General features: G+C 37.4%; 9 protein-coding genes. 4 read left to right on the top strand and 5 right to left on the bottom strand.

Annotated features, from left to right (window positions below; all coding sequences use genetic code 11):
• The first annotated feature begins 2 nt into the window (after window positions 1–2).
• Window positions 3–1700 (top strand): RagB/SusD family nutrient uptake outer membrane protein, encoded by a 1698-nt coding sequence (locus tag AW17_RS04090; RefSeq protein ID WP_029274847.1) that lies wholly within the window; start codon window positions 3–5, stop codon window positions 1698–1700.
• 443 nt (window positions 1701–2143) lie between these two features.
• Window positions 2144–5131, top strand: a complete 2988-nt coding sequence (locus tag AW17_RS04085) for a DEAD/DEAH box helicase (protein ID WP_029274846.1) — start codon at window positions 2144–2146, stop codon at window positions 5129–5131.
• 74 nt (window positions 5132–5205) lie between these two features.
• Here AW17_RS04085 and AW17_RS04080 read toward each other — a convergent pair whose 3' ends face one another.
• Window positions 5206–5970, bottom strand: a complete 765-nt coding sequence (locus AW17_RS04080; protein ID WP_029274845.1) for a metallophosphoesterase — start codon at window positions 5968–5970, stop codon at window positions 5206–5208.
• Window positions 5971–6542: 572 nt separating this feature from the next.
• A complete protein-coding gene (gene metG / locus AW17_RS04075; RefSeq protein ID WP_029274844.1) occupies window positions 6543–8651 on the bottom strand; it encodes a methionine--tRNA ligase in 2109 nt (702 codons plus the stop codon).
• 40 nt (window positions 8652–8691) lie between these two features.
• Here metG and AW17_RS04070 point away from each other — a divergent pair, with 40 nt between their 5' ends.
• Window positions 8692–9591, top strand: coding sequence for a S66 peptidase family protein (locus tag AW17_RS04070; RefSeq protein WP_029274843.1), 900 nt, complete (start codon window positions 8692–8694; stop codon window positions 9589–9591).
• 1 nt (window position 9592) lies between these two features.
• On the top strand, window positions 9593–10000 hold the full coding sequence (locus tag AW17_RS04065; protein ID WP_029274842.1) for a DoxX family protein: 408 nt from the start codon (window positions 9593–9595) through the stop codon (window positions 9998–10000).
• A gap of 70 nt (window positions 10001–10070) precedes the next feature.
• Here AW17_RS04065 and AW17_RS04060 read toward each other — a convergent pair whose 3' ends face one another.
• The 3 genes from AW17_RS04060 to AW17_RS04050 form a co-directional block, all read right to left on the bottom strand.
• The gene (locus AW17_RS04060; protein WP_029274841.1) at window positions 10071–11552 is read right to left on the bottom strand and encodes a RagB/SusD family nutrient uptake outer membrane protein; all 1482 of its coding nucleotides are present in this window, start codon (window positions 11550–11552) and stop codon (window positions 10071–10073) included.
• 11 nt (window positions 11553–11563) lie between these two features.
• A complete protein-coding gene (locus AW17_RS04055; protein WP_029274840.1) occupies window positions 11564–14716 on the bottom strand; it encodes a SusC/RagA family TonB-linked outer membrane protein in 3153 nt (1050 codons plus the stop codon).
• A gap of 563 nt (window positions 14717–15279) precedes the next feature.
• Window positions 15280–15786: a hypothetical protein gene (locus tag AW17_RS04050; protein WP_029274839.1), complete on the bottom strand. Its 507-nt coding sequence runs from the start codon at window positions 15784–15786 to the stop codon at window positions 15280–15282.
• Window positions 15787–15795: the final 9 nt, after the last annotated feature.

The following is a 15795-nucleotide window of genomic DNA, read 5'->3' as shown; positions in this document are numbered from 1 at the left end:
AGATGAAATCAATCAAAAAATATTTATTTATTCCAGTTATATTCCTGATTGGAATCTGCATGGTATCTTCCTGCAAGAAAAATCCTTTAGATAGACCTTTAGAATTAGATGTTCAGGATACTACTGTTTTTAAGAATATTAGTTACACTACAGAATATGTTACCGATATATATGGTGGGGTGATAAGTGGATATACCGCATTAGGAGGGTTTACTGGTAATAATGGCACGATGTACGAAGCAGCAACTGATGATGCTGTTCATGCTAATTTATCAAATGATAGTTATCGTTATACCAATGGCACCTGGGGGCCCACCTTTAATCCAGATGATATGTACGGTAACTCTTATCGGGGAATAAGAAAATGTAATGTCTTTTTTGAAAACATTGGTAAAGTTCAGGTAAAGGATCACGGTAGAGATTTAGTGATCAATAATATTACGGCAACCGTTCAACGCGACAGGTTAATAGGAGAGGTATTTTTCTTGCGGGCTTATTATTATTTTGACATGCTAAAACGTTATGGAGGCGTGCCGATAACACTGCAATCGTTAAGCTTACAAGATGATATAAATCTGCCTCGAAAAACCTTTGATGAGGTGGTTAAGAGAATTGTTTTAGACTGCGATTCGGCTTTTAAGAGACTTCCTGATACTTATATTGGTTCTGCCACCGAAAATTATTACGGCAAGGGTACTAAATGGAGTGCTGCAGCTTTAAAGGCCAGAACATTATTGTACGCTGCCAGTCCGTTGAATAATCCGGGCAATGATCTCAGCAAGTGGACTTTAGCTGCTGAGGCTGCGAAACCTTTTAACGATGGTACAACCAGCGCGATGTTTAATTTAGCACCTGGAATTGCCGGTTACGAAGGGCTTTTTAAAACTAATACTTCAACCAATAAAGAGATTATCTGGAGCAGGGTTGCCACAAACTCTAATACTTTAGAATCGGCCAATTTTCCAGTTGGTGAAGTTAATGGAAATGGTGGCGTTTGTCCATCACAATACCTGGTTGATGCTTACGAAATGAAAGATGGTTTGCCTTACACCACTTCACCATTGTACAGTGCTGCAAACCCTTATGCTAACCGCGATCCACGTTTTGCAGTAAGTATTTTTTATAATGGCAGTCCAATAAAAGCAAGAACTATCGAAACCTTTGATGGTGGCTTAGATGGTGCTCAAAAATCAAATGGAACCAGAACTGGATATTATATGCGTAAACATATAGATCCTGCCATTGATCTTGGCGCTGCAACTCCGGGTACAACCCAGCGCAATTGGATTCACTTCCGTTTAGCAGAAATGATACTAAATTACGCAGAAGCTGTAAACGAGGCTCAGGGACCTACAAATGAGGTGTATACGGCAATGAATTTGATAAGAAACAGGGTAACTATGCCCGTTTTACCTACCGGATTAACTCAAGTAGAAATGCGTGAGCGTATACGCAATGAAAGAAGAATAGAACTTTCTTTTGAAGGGCATAGATATTGGGACGCAAGACGGTGGAACATTGCAAAAGATGTATTCAACCGCAAAATGAGGGGAATGAAAATACAGAAAACAGGAACGACCTTTACTTATATTCCTTATGATATGGAGCAAAAGGTTTTTACCGAAAATATGAACCGTTATCCATTTTTATTCTTTGATCTTCAATCAAATCCTAAATTGGTGCAGAACCCTGGTTGGTAATCAAATAGCAAATACATTAAGATACTAGCCTTGTCAAAATTTGGCAAGGCTAGTCTTTTTATGATTGCCCCCGGATAGAATTAGCATTCGATAATAATTCCTTACCTCTTCTATATCTGAATGAGATCGTCGTTGATATAAAATACTTCTTTCCTCTTTTGCCACACTGAGTATTTTTGCACCAATAAGCTCATTAAAGTACTTTATTAACGTCGTTCTGGAACTAACGCCAAGCAAATCTCGCTGTCACTAACAAATCCTGAGATTATGGAATTGAGGGATTACCTAACTTGGTTCAAAACACAAATCTAGATTAGCAAGTTTACACGAATTTTTCAAAAGATTTAAAATACATTAGTGCATAGCATTTATTATCAAATCTTAGGATCATAGCTGTATATTCGAAAAGTAGTACAGAAAGATTATAATCGAATCCTACGTAAATGGAAAATTTGACTCAAGAACAAATTAATTTGTATAAATCCCTATTTAAGGGAAGAGAAGATGTTTTCGCATTGCGATGGGAAAAAGAAAAGAAAAGCGGATACTCACCAGCTTATTCGTATGACCCATATCTGTATAAAATTCACAAAATGAAAGGTGGAAGTTTTCAGAACTATACAGAAAAAACACATCAAGCGCTAGACAATATCCAGATCGCTAATCATCTAAATGGAAAACAATTTGTTGGAATTTATCCTCTGTTACAAAACAACACGTCGTGGTTTATAGCTGCAGATTTTGATGAAAAAAATTGGATAAACGATTGTCGCTTATTTATAATTGAATGCAAAAAAAATAAAATCCCTTGTTACCTTGAGCGATCCAGGTCTGGCAATGGCGGGCATGTATGGATTTTTTTTAACAAGCCTTTTCCTGCTTACAAAGCCCGGAAAATTCTGTTAAAACTTCTTGAAAGCAGTAATGTAGTGTCAATTTTCGATAAAAACGCGAGTTTCGACAGGATGTTCCCAAATCAGGACTACCTTTCTGGAAAAGGGATTGGTAATCTCATCGCCCTACCACTTAATCAAACAATTAGTACCCAAGGAAATAATTGTTTCATAGATCCCGATACACTACAAAAATATGATGACCAATGGGGGTTTCTAAAAAAGATAGAGCGTATCGACATACAATATTTAGAGGATATATACACATCGCTTTTCAATGAAGCGGCTAATGAAAATGCGCCCCATACAAAATTGACAATTAGCCTTTCTAATGATGTTAAAATCAGTAGAGAAGGCCTGACACCAGCCTTGACTGAGTTTCTAAGGGAATCATTAAATTTTCCGAATACAGAATTTATCATTAGAAAAAATAGCGGTAAGAGTACATTTGGTTTACCCAGATACTTTAGGTTTATCCGAGAAAATGCCAGTGGTTTTTCAGCTCCTAAGGGCTTCATAGGAAAACTTATCAGATTCTGTTTAGAGCAGAAGATTGATTATGATCTTAAAGATCTAAGAACTCTAAGACCTGAAATAATTTTTTCGTTTTACCCAAAACTCCGAGAGTATCAATTCCCAGTTATTGCAGCAGCGGAAAAGAAAAATATTGGAATTATTGTAGCTCCGCCGGCGACAGGAAAAACTGTAATGGGCTTAAAAATAATTGCATCAAAACAACAACCTGCGCTTATATTGGTACACAGAAAACAATTGGCAGATCAGTGGGCGGAAAGAATAGAAACATTCTTGGGTATACAAAAACAAGACATAGGCACAATCGGCCAAGGCAAAAGAAAAATCGGCACCCACATAACGATCGCAATGATCCAGAGCCTGGTTAAAGAGCTTAAAGGCGAAAATGCAGTTAAAATAAAATCCTCATTCGGGACTATAATTGTGGATGAATGTCATCATATCGCGGCTGAAACCTTTAGTGACACGATTGGTCAACTTAATTCATATTATCTTTATGGCCTCACGGCTACGCCATTTCGTAAAAATGATAATGGAAAGTTAATCTCTGTACATCTTGGGGAAATAATATCGGAAATAGAAAGCAGTAGTATAAAAAACGAACAATCACCGGAAATAATTATAAGGAACACAGCACTTGATGTACCATATAATGCAAAAACAGATCGTTTTGAAACACTATCAAACATACTGATACATGATAGTTTAAGAAATAATTTAATTATAGAGGATATTACATTACAAATTGGCCGAGGTAAAAAAGTAATTATTCTAACAGAGCGCAAAGAACATATTGAAACTTTGCACCAGCAGCTCAAAAGAAACTTTGAGGTCATCACACTTAGTGGGGATGACTCAGAAGCTAACCGGAAAATGAAATGGGGAGCTTTAAATTCCGGAAATTATCAAGCCCTTATTACCACTGGTCAATTTTTTGGAGAGGGTTCAGATCTGAACAACGCACAATGTCTGTTCCTTGTATATCCATTCTCATTTGAAGGCAAATTAGTGCAGTATATCGGAAGAGTTCAGAGGTCTGAAATTAAACCAATAATCTATGACTACAGAGATATAAAGATTGAATATCTAAATCGAATGTTTCTTAAAAGAAATGTCTACTACAGAAAATTAGAAAAAACACTAACACTATTTGATGATTTTGATGAGCAGAAAGAATCTCTGAAATCACAGCAAGAATCAATTATAGAAAAAACAATAAATATTCCCATTGAAAAGCTTGATTTCCTATATGGAGCAGTTGCTTTTGATATATCAGTGAAAGATTATGGAAGGGAAATCAATTTTGATATTGAAAATTTGACGATAAGGCCGGAATTTGAGGTTTTGAAACCATACTTTGAAAAATTTTTAAAATCAAAGTCGGTTAAAGCCGAAATTTCTTTAGTTTTAAGAAGTGGCGATATCATAGCTAAATCGGCTAGGTCGGAAGATATAAATAAATTAAGCAGGGAAATTATTGAGGCGGCCAGATTCCGGTATGTAGAAAATACTTTGTTTAAGCGAAATTCAGGATATAAGATAGATGCCACTCAAAATGGGGGAGCAATTTCTGAGGGCAATAATTTGCCTTATGAATCCGGGGAGGAGTTACTTAATGATGTTTTGAATAAAGGAAATTACAGGCACCAAAGACAATTAAGATATTTGGCTGAATTCCATGCCACTCATATATTAAAAGTGAGATTTGTCTTAAGTCCATTCGCATTCTTGTTTCTCTTGGATGGGAAAGATCACTTCCATATGATAATGGAAACATTAGACAGTGAAGAAGCAACATATATTTGGCGTATCAATAAAAGTGTTGGTGATTTAAAAATCGAACTTGAAAGAATAAATGAGTATGTCAGAGTAATAAGAAATCAAGGTAGGCTAGCTTACTTAACTTCTGCGCCAGCAAACTTCAGTCGCATCCTACATGACTATTCAGATGAGCGGAAAGGATTTGTAATCTGGAAAGACACTCTTGAAGAGCAGATAATTTGATTATTCTCGGAGACAATAGCTCATATCCCAAATACAAATATTTCCTGTCGCAAAATTAAGCAAATCTTTAAAATCTAGTCCAGAATCTCGAGAAGTTTAGCTGAACTAAAATTAGTATGCTCCCCTGATCTTACATAACCAAGTTGATTGGTTGACATTATTGTTTCACCGATTTTAAAAGGCAAAGTGTTTTGGTGATGGTGTCCATATATCCAATAAAGAGGATTATATTTTTCTATCATCTCAGTTAATTCTACAGCAAAGGCTTCATTCAGTATACTTCCCAAAAACCTGGAAGGATAGTTCTTTAAAGTTGGTACATGATGAGTAACTACAATCTTTTGCTGTCCATTTTCATTTGATATTTCACGCTGAATAAAGTCTAAACTTTCCTGATGTAGTTTATTGTAATCAGCTGGCCTGAAAACTTGCCCATTATTCCGGATCACATAAAAATCGGACATTCCATCAAATATCTGTCTCTCATTTGGAGGACTAATGCGAGACCACATTGTTGAAAAGATTAAATCGTAATCTGTAGCTTTGATCGTAATGTTGTTGATCAGTTGAACATTATTTTTGATGTGCTCTAGATGGGGCCCAGAACATCTGGCGATATCACCGTAATAATATTCATGATTACCTTGGATCCAATATACCTGTTCAAAATTATCTGAAACATAATTAAAGAAATCCATACGTTTTTCAAGCTGGCTAAAAGTTACAATATCGCCAGCTAAAATCAATACATCAGCCTTAGGTTGAATTGGGAATTTATTCAGATAATCATAATTTTCAGGGAATTCTAAATGTAAATCAGATGCGTATTGAAAGGTCATGTTTATTAAGTGTTTTACAATTGAAAATAGGCCATCTATAATCTTACTATTAACTATAGAAATAATTTATAGCTAAAATTTATTGAAATATAGCTAAATGTAGCAATGCGCGAGTTTGCCATTATACGAATCAAAAATGTCACATTTTAGCCGAGAGAAAGCCTATAATTAACTGAAAACAAATGGTTTAAGAAATCATCCGACTAGCATCGAACTCATATCTAAAGTTTAGGAAACTTCTATTCTATCCGTTGAACTAGGGGACCATTTATTGCGCACATATAACAAAAGTTTTGTCGCAAGAGAATTCATTTTAACAAGCATTTATCTAAGGATAACTGTCTTTAAAAAGATAAAAAAATTAATAATAACAAACGCCCTTTTGGATTATTGCGTAGAGATAGCATAAAAAAAGAGGGTGTATCATAAAGGCGATTTCAGCCCAGATGCTGTCATGTTGAGCCTGTCGAAACACCTTAAAGCGTATTTAAACAGGTCCTTCGACAAGCTCAGGATGACAAATCTATATTTATGATACAATCTCTTTATATTTTAATTACAGCAGGCAAACACTATCTAATTACACTACCTTCCTGGAACTTTTCTACAGGTGCCACAAAAGTGAGTTTGCCTTCGGCATTTTCGGCCATCAAGATCATGCCTTGTGATAAAATCCCTTTGATTTCGCGTGGAGCAAGATTTATGATCATACTTACCTGTTTACCAACAATATCTTCAGGTTTATAATATTCGGCTATGCCCGAAACCACTGTTCTTTCGTCGATACCGGTATTTACCGTTAATTTTAATAGTTTTTTTGTTTTCTCTACTTTTTCGGCAGCAACAATGGTGGCTACACGGATATCCATTGCCGAGAAATCATCAAACTGGATATTCTCTTTTGCCGGAACAGCAATTATATTACTGGCTGCATTACTGGCCTTGCTTTGGTTTAGTTTCTCAATCTGGAAGTCGATCTCTGCATCTTCAATTTTATCAAACAAGAGCACAGCTTCGCCAATTTCGTGGCCACGTTTTAACAGGCTCACCGTACCTGCATCATCCCAATCATGACCGCCGTTTTGAAGCATCTTCATTAACTTTTCTGCTGTAAATGGCAAGAAAGGTTCAATCAGGATCTGAATATTGGCGGCGATTTGAAGCGCAATATTCAATATCGTTCTCACCCGGTCTTCATCCGTTTTAATGAGTTTCCACGGCTCGGTTTCGGCCAGGTATTTATTTCCTAAACGGGCAACATTCATTACTTCTGATAAGGCTTCTCTAAAGCGATAATTCTCGATAGACGCAGAGACTTTACCAGGGTACCCAGCCAGTTCATCAATAACAGCCTGATCTACATCCGTAATTTCCATGCAGGTAGGCACCGAACCACCGAAGTATTTATGCGTAAGCACCACTACCCGGTTTACAAAGTTACCCAGTATGGCCACTAATTCATTATTGTTTCTCGCCTGAAAATCTTTCCAGGTAAAATCGTTATCCTTGGTCTCGGGAGCTGTTGCGGTTAATACATAACGCAATACATCTTGTTTACCTTCAAACTCTCTTAAATATTCGTTCAGCCAAACTGCCCAATTTTTAGAAGTCGATATTTTTTGTCCTTCTAAGTTTAAAAATTCGTTTGCCGGCACATTATCGGCCAGGGTATATTCGCCATGGGCCATTAACATTGCAGGGAAAATAATGCAGTGGAAAACGATGTTATCTTTACCGATAAAGTGAACCAGTTTGGTTTCGTCGCTTTTCCAGTATTCTTCCCAACCACATTTATCACTCTCGTGGCTGCTGATGTAATATTCTTCGGCTATGGGGTTCCAAACATCGAGTTTGGCATAGTTACAAAGCTCTTTGGTGGCAGAAATATATCCAATTGGGGCATCGAACCAAACATAAAGCACTTTACCTTCGGCATCGCGAAGCGGAACGCGAACACCCCAATCTAAATCTCTGGTCATGGCTCTTGGCTGTAAACCTGCATTTAACCAGCTTTGGCATTGGCCGTACACATTTGGACGCCATTCTTTATGGCTTTCGATATAGGTGCGTAAACGGTCTTCGTATTTATCTAGCGGCAGAAACCAGTTTTTAGTTTCCTTTAAAATTGGCTTATCACCAGATAGTGTCGATTTTGGATTGATTAAATCGGTCGCATTAAGTGTAGAGCCACAGTTTTCGCACTGATCGCCATAAGCATTTTCATTCCCACATTTTGGGCAGGTACCGGTAATGTAACGATCGGCTAAAAATTGTTTTGCAGTGGCATCGTAATATTGCTCGGTAACCTCTTCGGTAAAAACACCTTTATCGTAAAGCGTTTCAAAGAAATCGGCAGCGGTTTGGTGATGGGTAAGCGATGAGGTACGGTGATAGATATCGAAAGATACGCCGAATTCTTTAAAAGAATCGCCAATAATCTTATGGTACTTATCTACCACTTCCTGAGGCGTAATACCTTCTCTTTTGGCTTTTAAAGTAATGGGCACACCATTTTCGTCAGATCCACAGATGAACTTTACATCACGTTTATTCGACCTTAAATAACGGGCATAAATATCTGCAGGGATGTAAACACCAGCCAGGTGCCCAATATGAACTGGTCCATTGGTATATGGAAGCGCTGCAGTTACGGTATATCTTTTAATTTTACTATTATCCAAAACAATTTTTATTAATTTGGCAAAGATAAGTGTTTTGAAGATGATTAAGCAGCCCCCGTATTTAAAAAAAGGAGATAAGATTGCCCTGGTATGTCCGGCAAAGAAATTACCCAAACCTATAGACCATGCCATAGCACGATTAGAAAGCTGGGGCTTGGAGGTTATTATTGGCGATAGCGTATACGCCAGTCACCACCAGTTTGCAGGAACTGATGCGTTAAGAACCAAAGATATTCAGCGTTTTTTAGACGATCCATCTATAAAAGCGATTATTTCGGGCCGTGGCGGTTATGGTACCATCAGGATTATTGATGACCTTGACTTTACAGAATTTAACAAGAACCCTAAATGGTTTGTAGGCTTCAGCGATATTACCGTGCTATTGTCGCATTTGATTGCGCAATGTAATACCCAGTGCATGCACGCGCAAATGCCCTATACTTTTGACGAATCTACCACAGAAGCTTTAATTTCTTTACAGCAGGCTTTATTTGGCGAGAAACAGACCTATTCTTACCAGAGTGCCTTTGAAAATCGGGCAGGAGAGGCGACCGGGGTTTTGATTGGAGGCAATTTAACTTTGCTTACCATATTACAGGGCTCAGTTTCGGAAATGGATTTTACAGATAAAATTCTCTTTTTGGAAGATGTTGGCGAACAAGAATACGCTATAGACCGAATGTTGCGGATGCTGAAAAGGGCGGGTAAGCTAAAAGTCTTAAAGGGTTTGATTATTGGTGCCTTTAATGAGATTGAAGAAGAAAAGATTTCTTTCGGGCAAACGGCTGATGAGGTAATTTGGGATATTGTTAAGGACTATGATTTTCCAGTCTGCTTTAATTTTCCGACGGGACATATCGATAATAACCTCAGTATGGTTTTAGGTGCTGAGGTAAACTTAAAAGTAGAAACAAACAACGTTCAATTTAAATATTTATAAGATGGCGATTTTAGACAATTTAGGGAAATACCGCAATACAGGCTTGTTGCTGCTACGCATTGGTTTAGGCACCATGTTTATTATTCATGGTTTCCCGAAACTTGCTGGTGGCCCAAACGGCTGGACAGGTTTAGGAGGAAGCATGAAAGTAATCGGCATTGACTTTTTACCAATATTTTGGGGCTTTATGGCCGCCGCTACCGAAACCTTTGGTGGTTTCTTGCTAATTGTAGGGTTGTTTTTCCGTCCGGCGCTAATTTTATTAATCTTTACGATGATTATTGCAGCACTGGTTCATTTTGGTAAAGGAGATGGATTAGGCGGTGCCAGTCATGCAATAGAATTGGGTATTGTATTTTTCGGACTGATTTTTATTGGGCCGGGTAAGTATAGTGTGGATAAGAAATAAAAGGTTACTATATAAACAAGAAAGCCTAGCGAAGAAATTCTTCGCTAGGCTTTCTTGTTAAAGAACAAATCTAATTCTGAACAATCAATTTATTGTTTTGAACCTCATTAGCCGATATTGGCCAAATATAGCCTGCAGTATTAAATGGAATTGCAGGAGCGGTACCCTGAGGGCCACTTTTGGCAACAAAGTTAGCCCCTAGCCTCATTACATCCGGAGATCTAAAGCCTTCCCCAAGCAACTCAATTCTCCTTTCGGTAAGAATAGTGTTTTTAAGATTTGCAGGCAATAAATCAGTTGCTGGAAATACATAACCAGGATTGGATCTTTGTCTAACTGCGTTTAATAGCGCAATAGATCTTACAGGATCGGTTACTACCGTAGCTTCTGCTAAGTTTAATAAAACCTCAGCATATCTAATTACAGGAATATAATCTGTATATGGAGACGGCCTCTTAAATTTAGTTAAATAGGTATTTGCTCCAGAAACCGCAGTCAAACTTTTTCTTGCATCGGTAGAAGAGGCAGCGAAAACAGGATTGGCCAAAATACCTGTAGGGTTTAAGAAATATTCTTCATTACCGCCTGCCTGGTTTGTTGAAACATTGTAGTAATAAGCCAACTGATTCTGCGTACCGGGAGCATCTAAATCTGCCATTGGAAAAGATAACACAGCTTCAGTAGCAGTTGCATTACCTGTATAAGAACCACCAAATACAGTAGCAATATTAGCTTCTAACTGTAAAGGTGTACCTGTTGTTGCTTTAAATGGTGCTGTTGCGCTAACAATTTTATTGGCCTCGGTAACTACTGCCGGTAAATTCCCCATCGCCAGGTATACTCTGGTTTTAAAGGCAATAGCAGTATTCCTGGAAGCCCTTATGGATGTTGCCGTTGTTGGTAAAGTTAATGCCAAGTCTGGCTCTGCCTCATTTAAATCTTTTAAAATCTGTGTATACACCTCGGCAACAGTACTTCTCTTTAAGTCGTTACCAGTCAGATCCTTTTCACCTTTAAGTCTTAAGGGTACACCCAGACTGGCACCGTTATCCGTAATATAGGGTTTTGCATATAATTGTAATGCGCTATAATAACTTAAAGCCCTCAAAAACTTGGCTTCTGCAATATATTGTTTCGCTACTGCCGGGGCAAGTAAAGATGCATTGGCATTTATGCCTTCAATAACCAGATTAGCCCTGTTTATTGCAGCGTAAATTGCGCCCCATAAATTAACAACCTCATTGGTATTCGAAGTTAAATTGAACCTCCAGGTATCTAAACCTGTTACCCCGTTGGGTTTATTTACCACAAAGTCCTCGCCACGGATATCATTATAGATTAAATATCTTGCACCATAAAACTGGCCAGTTTTAACACCAGCGTAAATACCGTTTACCTGCGATAGAATCCTGTCCGGATTGGAAAACGCATCTTCAATTGGTAAAGCTGTATCTGGAGCTGTGGTTAAGAAATCCTTTTTACACGACGACGCAAAGAGTAAAGGAGCGGCGATAAAAAGATATTTTATTTTATTATTTATTTTAATTTTCATGATCTCTAATTTTAAAATCCAACATTAATACCAAAAGTAAGTGTTCTACCAGATGGCACAGAATTTCTATCTACACCTGGTGCCAGGTTACCACTATTTCCTGTTGTGGTAGAGTTACCATTTACAGAAACCTCTGGATCAGGGCCTGGGTAGTTTGATATAATCCAAAGATTACTTGATTGCGCATAAACCCTAATGTTTGAAACCCCATATTTACTTAAAAGCGTTTTTGGCAGCGTATAACCCAAAGCTAGGTTTCTAACTTTCAAGAAATTGCCAGAGAAAACATTCTGTGATTGGGCAAAAGCAGATCCATTTGAAGTATTATCACCATAAACAACACGGGGTATATCTGTGATCTGACCTGGTGTGGTCCATCTGTTCAATACACCTGCTTCATTGTTCCAAAAGCGTTGATCACGAAGACCCGCTAATGATCCATAGTAAATCTTGTTTCCACCCGAGAATGTTAACCCTAAACTTAAATCAAAAGCTTTATAACGGAAATTATTATCTAAACCGCCGAACCATTTTGGTATTGATTGTCCGGTTATTGTGGCATCTAATGCGGCATCAATTGCTGGGGCATTTTGTCCTGCATTCGGGCCATCAAGATACTGGTAACGGGCTGCAGTAGCACGGCCAAAACTGAACCTTAATTTTTGCCCAAATCTATTAACGAAAATCCGTTCGCCGGTTGCTGGGTCAACACCTGCAGTTTCAACCGTATAGATCGATCCAATAGGATAGCCCACTCTTGTAATATTTGCAGTTTCTAAAGAGGTAGCGCCAAATAAATCTGCATTGTTATTACCCAATGCAGTAACCTCGTTTTTCAATGTACTGAAAGTAAAACTGGTTGTCCAACCGAAGTCATCACCATCAAAATTCCTTGAATTTAATGTAAATTCAAGCCCCTTGTTATACATTTTACCAACATTGGTTGTAATTGCATTCCCCGGAATGCCCTTTGAAGGTGCCTGCGGTGCGTTCTGAACCAGGTTATCGATATCATTGTGGTAATAATCTACATCTAATGAGAAACGTCCGCTTAAAAATTCTAAATTAATTCCAATATCGGCCTTTTTACTAGTTTCCCACCTTAAATCAGGATTACCTGCTTGTGAAAAAGACAGTGCTGGTGAAGAACCGTATAACCCTGGATTATATAGGAACAAGGCTGGGTAATTACCAATGTTGATATTTCCAACCTCTCCATAACTTCCGTGTAATTTAATACGTGTTAAGACTTTACTGATACCGAGGTCTTTATAGAAACTTTCTTCTGAAATAGCATAACCAACTGATGCGCCACCAAAATTACCATATTTATTCGCAGCTGATAATCCAGAGTAGCCATCACGCCTGAAAGATCCAGTTAAATAATATTTCTTTTTATAATCATAATTGACACTACCAAAATAAGAGCGGAAAGCATTATCTCCCTGTACTAATCCAGCAGGTGTAATGGCGCCAAAGGCTCCCTGAAAAACTTCAATGAAAGGATCAATTACCCCTTGTCTGGTTGCACCATAGCCAAGCGATTTGGTATACTGGTCTTCAGCACCGATAAATGCACCCACGGAATGATCACCAAATACACCATTATAGTTTAACGTGTTGGACCAATTCCACCTACTATTTTTTACAAAATTACTGGTGGCACCTCCAACGTAAGGAAAACCATCACCTTGTAAACGGTTAACAAATGAATTGTTATCGATTTTAAGGTTATCTAAACCATAAGTCGTTTTAAAAGTTAAGCCTTTTACAATCTGGATTGAAGCATAAGCATTTGCTATGATACGGTCACTTTCTGATGTATTTTTATCTTCGTTTACCAATACAGCTGCATTCGGATAATTTGATGCAATGGTATTTGCACCTAAACCGACAGAGCCTGCCGGCGCATTTATATTATAAGAGCCGTCCTCGTTATATGCCGCTACGTTTGGAGGCAATACAATTGCCAACCTACCCAAACCAACAGTTGAGAAAGCCTGTCCAGGTAGTGAACCCGTATTGGGTGCACGGTTTAAGGTATTACTATATGAAAAGTTTGTTCCAATAGTTACGTTTTTAAATAATTTATGGTCAATATTTACACGGCCATTTTTCCTTTCAAAAGAGTTTCCAATGATAAAACCTTCTTGATTGCTATATCCTAATGATACATAATATGAAGTTTTTTCATTTGCCCCAGAAAAGTTTAAGGCATGGTTTTGAGATGTGGCTGTTCTATAGGCGTAATCATACCAATTTGTTTCTACTTGCGAACCATCCGATCTTGTTTGTAGAAAGAATGCTGGAGCCTGGCCATTATTTGTTCTGGATTCATTTTTGATCAGAACATATTCGGCGGCATTTAATAATGGTGTAAGGTTTTGGGCTTTTGTAGTTCCTACCCAACCTTCATAATTAATTTTAGTTACCCCTTGTTTACCCTTTTTAGTAGTAATTACTACAACGCCGTTAGCTGCTCTGGAACCATAGATTGCAGATGATGCCGCATCTTTTAAGATATCGATCGATTCGATATCAGCAGGGTTGATGTCTCCCAATGCATTACCTGCAGCACTGTTAGCCGATTGATCGCCGGTAAATACAGGAATACCATCAACAATGATTAATGGATAAGAACTTAAAGAGATAGAGTTAAAACCACGCACCCTAAAAACAGGAGGGTTATTTAAAACGCCGTTTGGCTGAATGATGTTTACACCTGCTGCTTTACCTGCAAGTGCTTGCTCAAAACTCTGAACAGGTAAGTTTTTAAGCTTTTCTCCACTTACACTTGCTATTGACCCGGTAACATCTCTCTTTGATTGTGTGGTATAACCTGTTACTACGACATCAGATAATGTTTTAGAATCGCTTTTTAACTGTACGTTAACCACATTACTACCGCCAATAGCTTTTGTTTGGCTTAAGAAACCGATATACGAGAATTCTAGTGCTGTTGCTTTGCCATTGACTTTGAGTGAATACTTACCATCTGCACCTGAAGTGGTTCCGCCAGTTGCACCTTTGATTTTTACACTTACACCTGGGAGAGGTAATCCATCTTCTTGAGCCGTAACTGTTCCAGTGATTGTTCGATCTTGCGCTATTGCTGAGGTGGCAATAAATAGCAATATGAACAAACTTTGTAGAAGTTTTTTCATAAAAATAATTTAGTTTAGTTAATAATAATCCAATATATGATTTAGTATTTTGTAATGCAAATTTTACAATTTTATATTTGCATTATTCACTCAAAAATCAAAGTACCCTTAAAAAACAGATTAGCTTCATTTAGTCAGTTAACCCTTTTTTTGCAAAAAAATTAAAGAAATAATATTTGTTAATTGAATGATAAAATGAGCTATCGTAATTACAACTGTGGTGGTTCTGCCAGTTTAAACTTCATTTTAACACATAAATCAGAAAAGAGCGATGAATCATCCCCACATGATAGGATTTTTGCCAAAATTCGATCGTAATTTGTTTCAAAATTTGCAATAACGGAAATACGAATGAATTCCGTAGAGGTTTTTTCATAAAAATTTTAGTTTAGTTAATAATAGCTGAATATAAAAACTAAAAAATCAATAACAAACTAAAATACAACAAAAAAAAGAATCAAAAAAAACAAAATATACACACACAATAAATAAAGTTAAAAATCTCAGACAAAAAAAGGAGATTGCAATGCAATCTCCTCCTCTTAATACTGTTTTTAAATGAGTTACTTATCTACATAAACCCTTACATATGTTGGAACAATAGTTTGTCCATTATCAAGGGTAATGAGGAAATAAAAACTTCTTGCCAAAATCGCAGCAGTAGTTGTTCCTGCTACAGCTGAAGTAGGGGCAGCTAAACCTGTTTTAGCAGTGTATTCGGCTAAAGTCGTATTAAAGGTAACAGTAGTACCATTTCCAACAATAGGAGCAGTATTATATAAACCAGTAGCTACCTGAACACTTCCATAAGCCGTTCCAGCCGCTACCCTTGTTATTTCTTTAATAGTTCTGCCCGATTCAGCAGGGATTGACAATACAATCTGAATTGCACCGCCCCCGCTTAAAGAGGTTTTAACAGTTGGTGCAGTAAAGATATCGTATTTATTGTTTACGGTTACCGGTATTTCGGGAAGATTATTAACGTTAGAAATATTTTCTTTTTTACAAGAAGCCAATCCCATAATAACCATTAATCCCAAATACACACTTGATTTTATATTTAATTTCATGATGTTTAT

The organism is Pedobacter borealis DSM 19626, from assembly GCF_000708285.2.
GTDB lineage: Bacteria > Bacteroidota > Bacteroidia > Sphingobacteriales > Sphingobacteriaceae > Pedobacter > Pedobacter borealis.
Note: the sequence above shows the minus strand (reverse complement) of the source record. Positions and strands in the feature narration are given on the sequence as shown.

What these genes read in the sequence shown, in the direction of transcription:
- AW17_RS04090 (WP_029274847.1), top strand. Translation starts at nt 3, where the DNA reads ATGAAATCAATCAAAAAATATTTATTTATTCCAGTTATATTCCTGATT.
- AW17_RS04085 (WP_029274846.1), top strand. Translation starts at nt 2,144, where the DNA reads ATGGAAAATTTGACTCAAGAACAAATTAATTTGTATAAATCCCTATTT.
- AW17_RS04080 (WP_029274845.1), bottom strand. Translation starts at nt 5,970, where the DNA reads ATGACCTTTCAATACGCATCTGATTTACATTTAGAATTCCCTGAAAAT.
- AW17_RS04070 (WP_029274843.1), top strand. Translation starts at nt 8,692, where the DNA reads ATGATTAAGCAGCCCCCGTATTTAAAAAAAGGAGATAAGATTGCCCTG.
- AW17_RS04065 (WP_029274842.1), top strand. Translation starts at nt 9,593, where the DNA reads ATGGCGATTTTAGACAATTTAGGGAAATACCGCAATACAGGCTTGTTG.
- AW17_RS04060 (WP_029274841.1), bottom strand. Translation starts at nt 11,552, where the DNA reads ATGAAAATTAAAATAAATAATAAAATAAAATATCTTTTTATCGCCGCT.
- AW17_RS04055 (WP_029274840.1), bottom strand. Translation starts at nt 14,716, where the DNA reads ATGAAAAAACTTCTACAAAGTTTGTTCATATTGCTATTTATTGCCACC.
- AW17_RS04050 (WP_029274839.1), bottom strand. Translation starts at nt 15,786, where the DNA reads ATGAAATTAAATATAAAATCAAGTGTGTATTTGGGATTAATGGTTATT.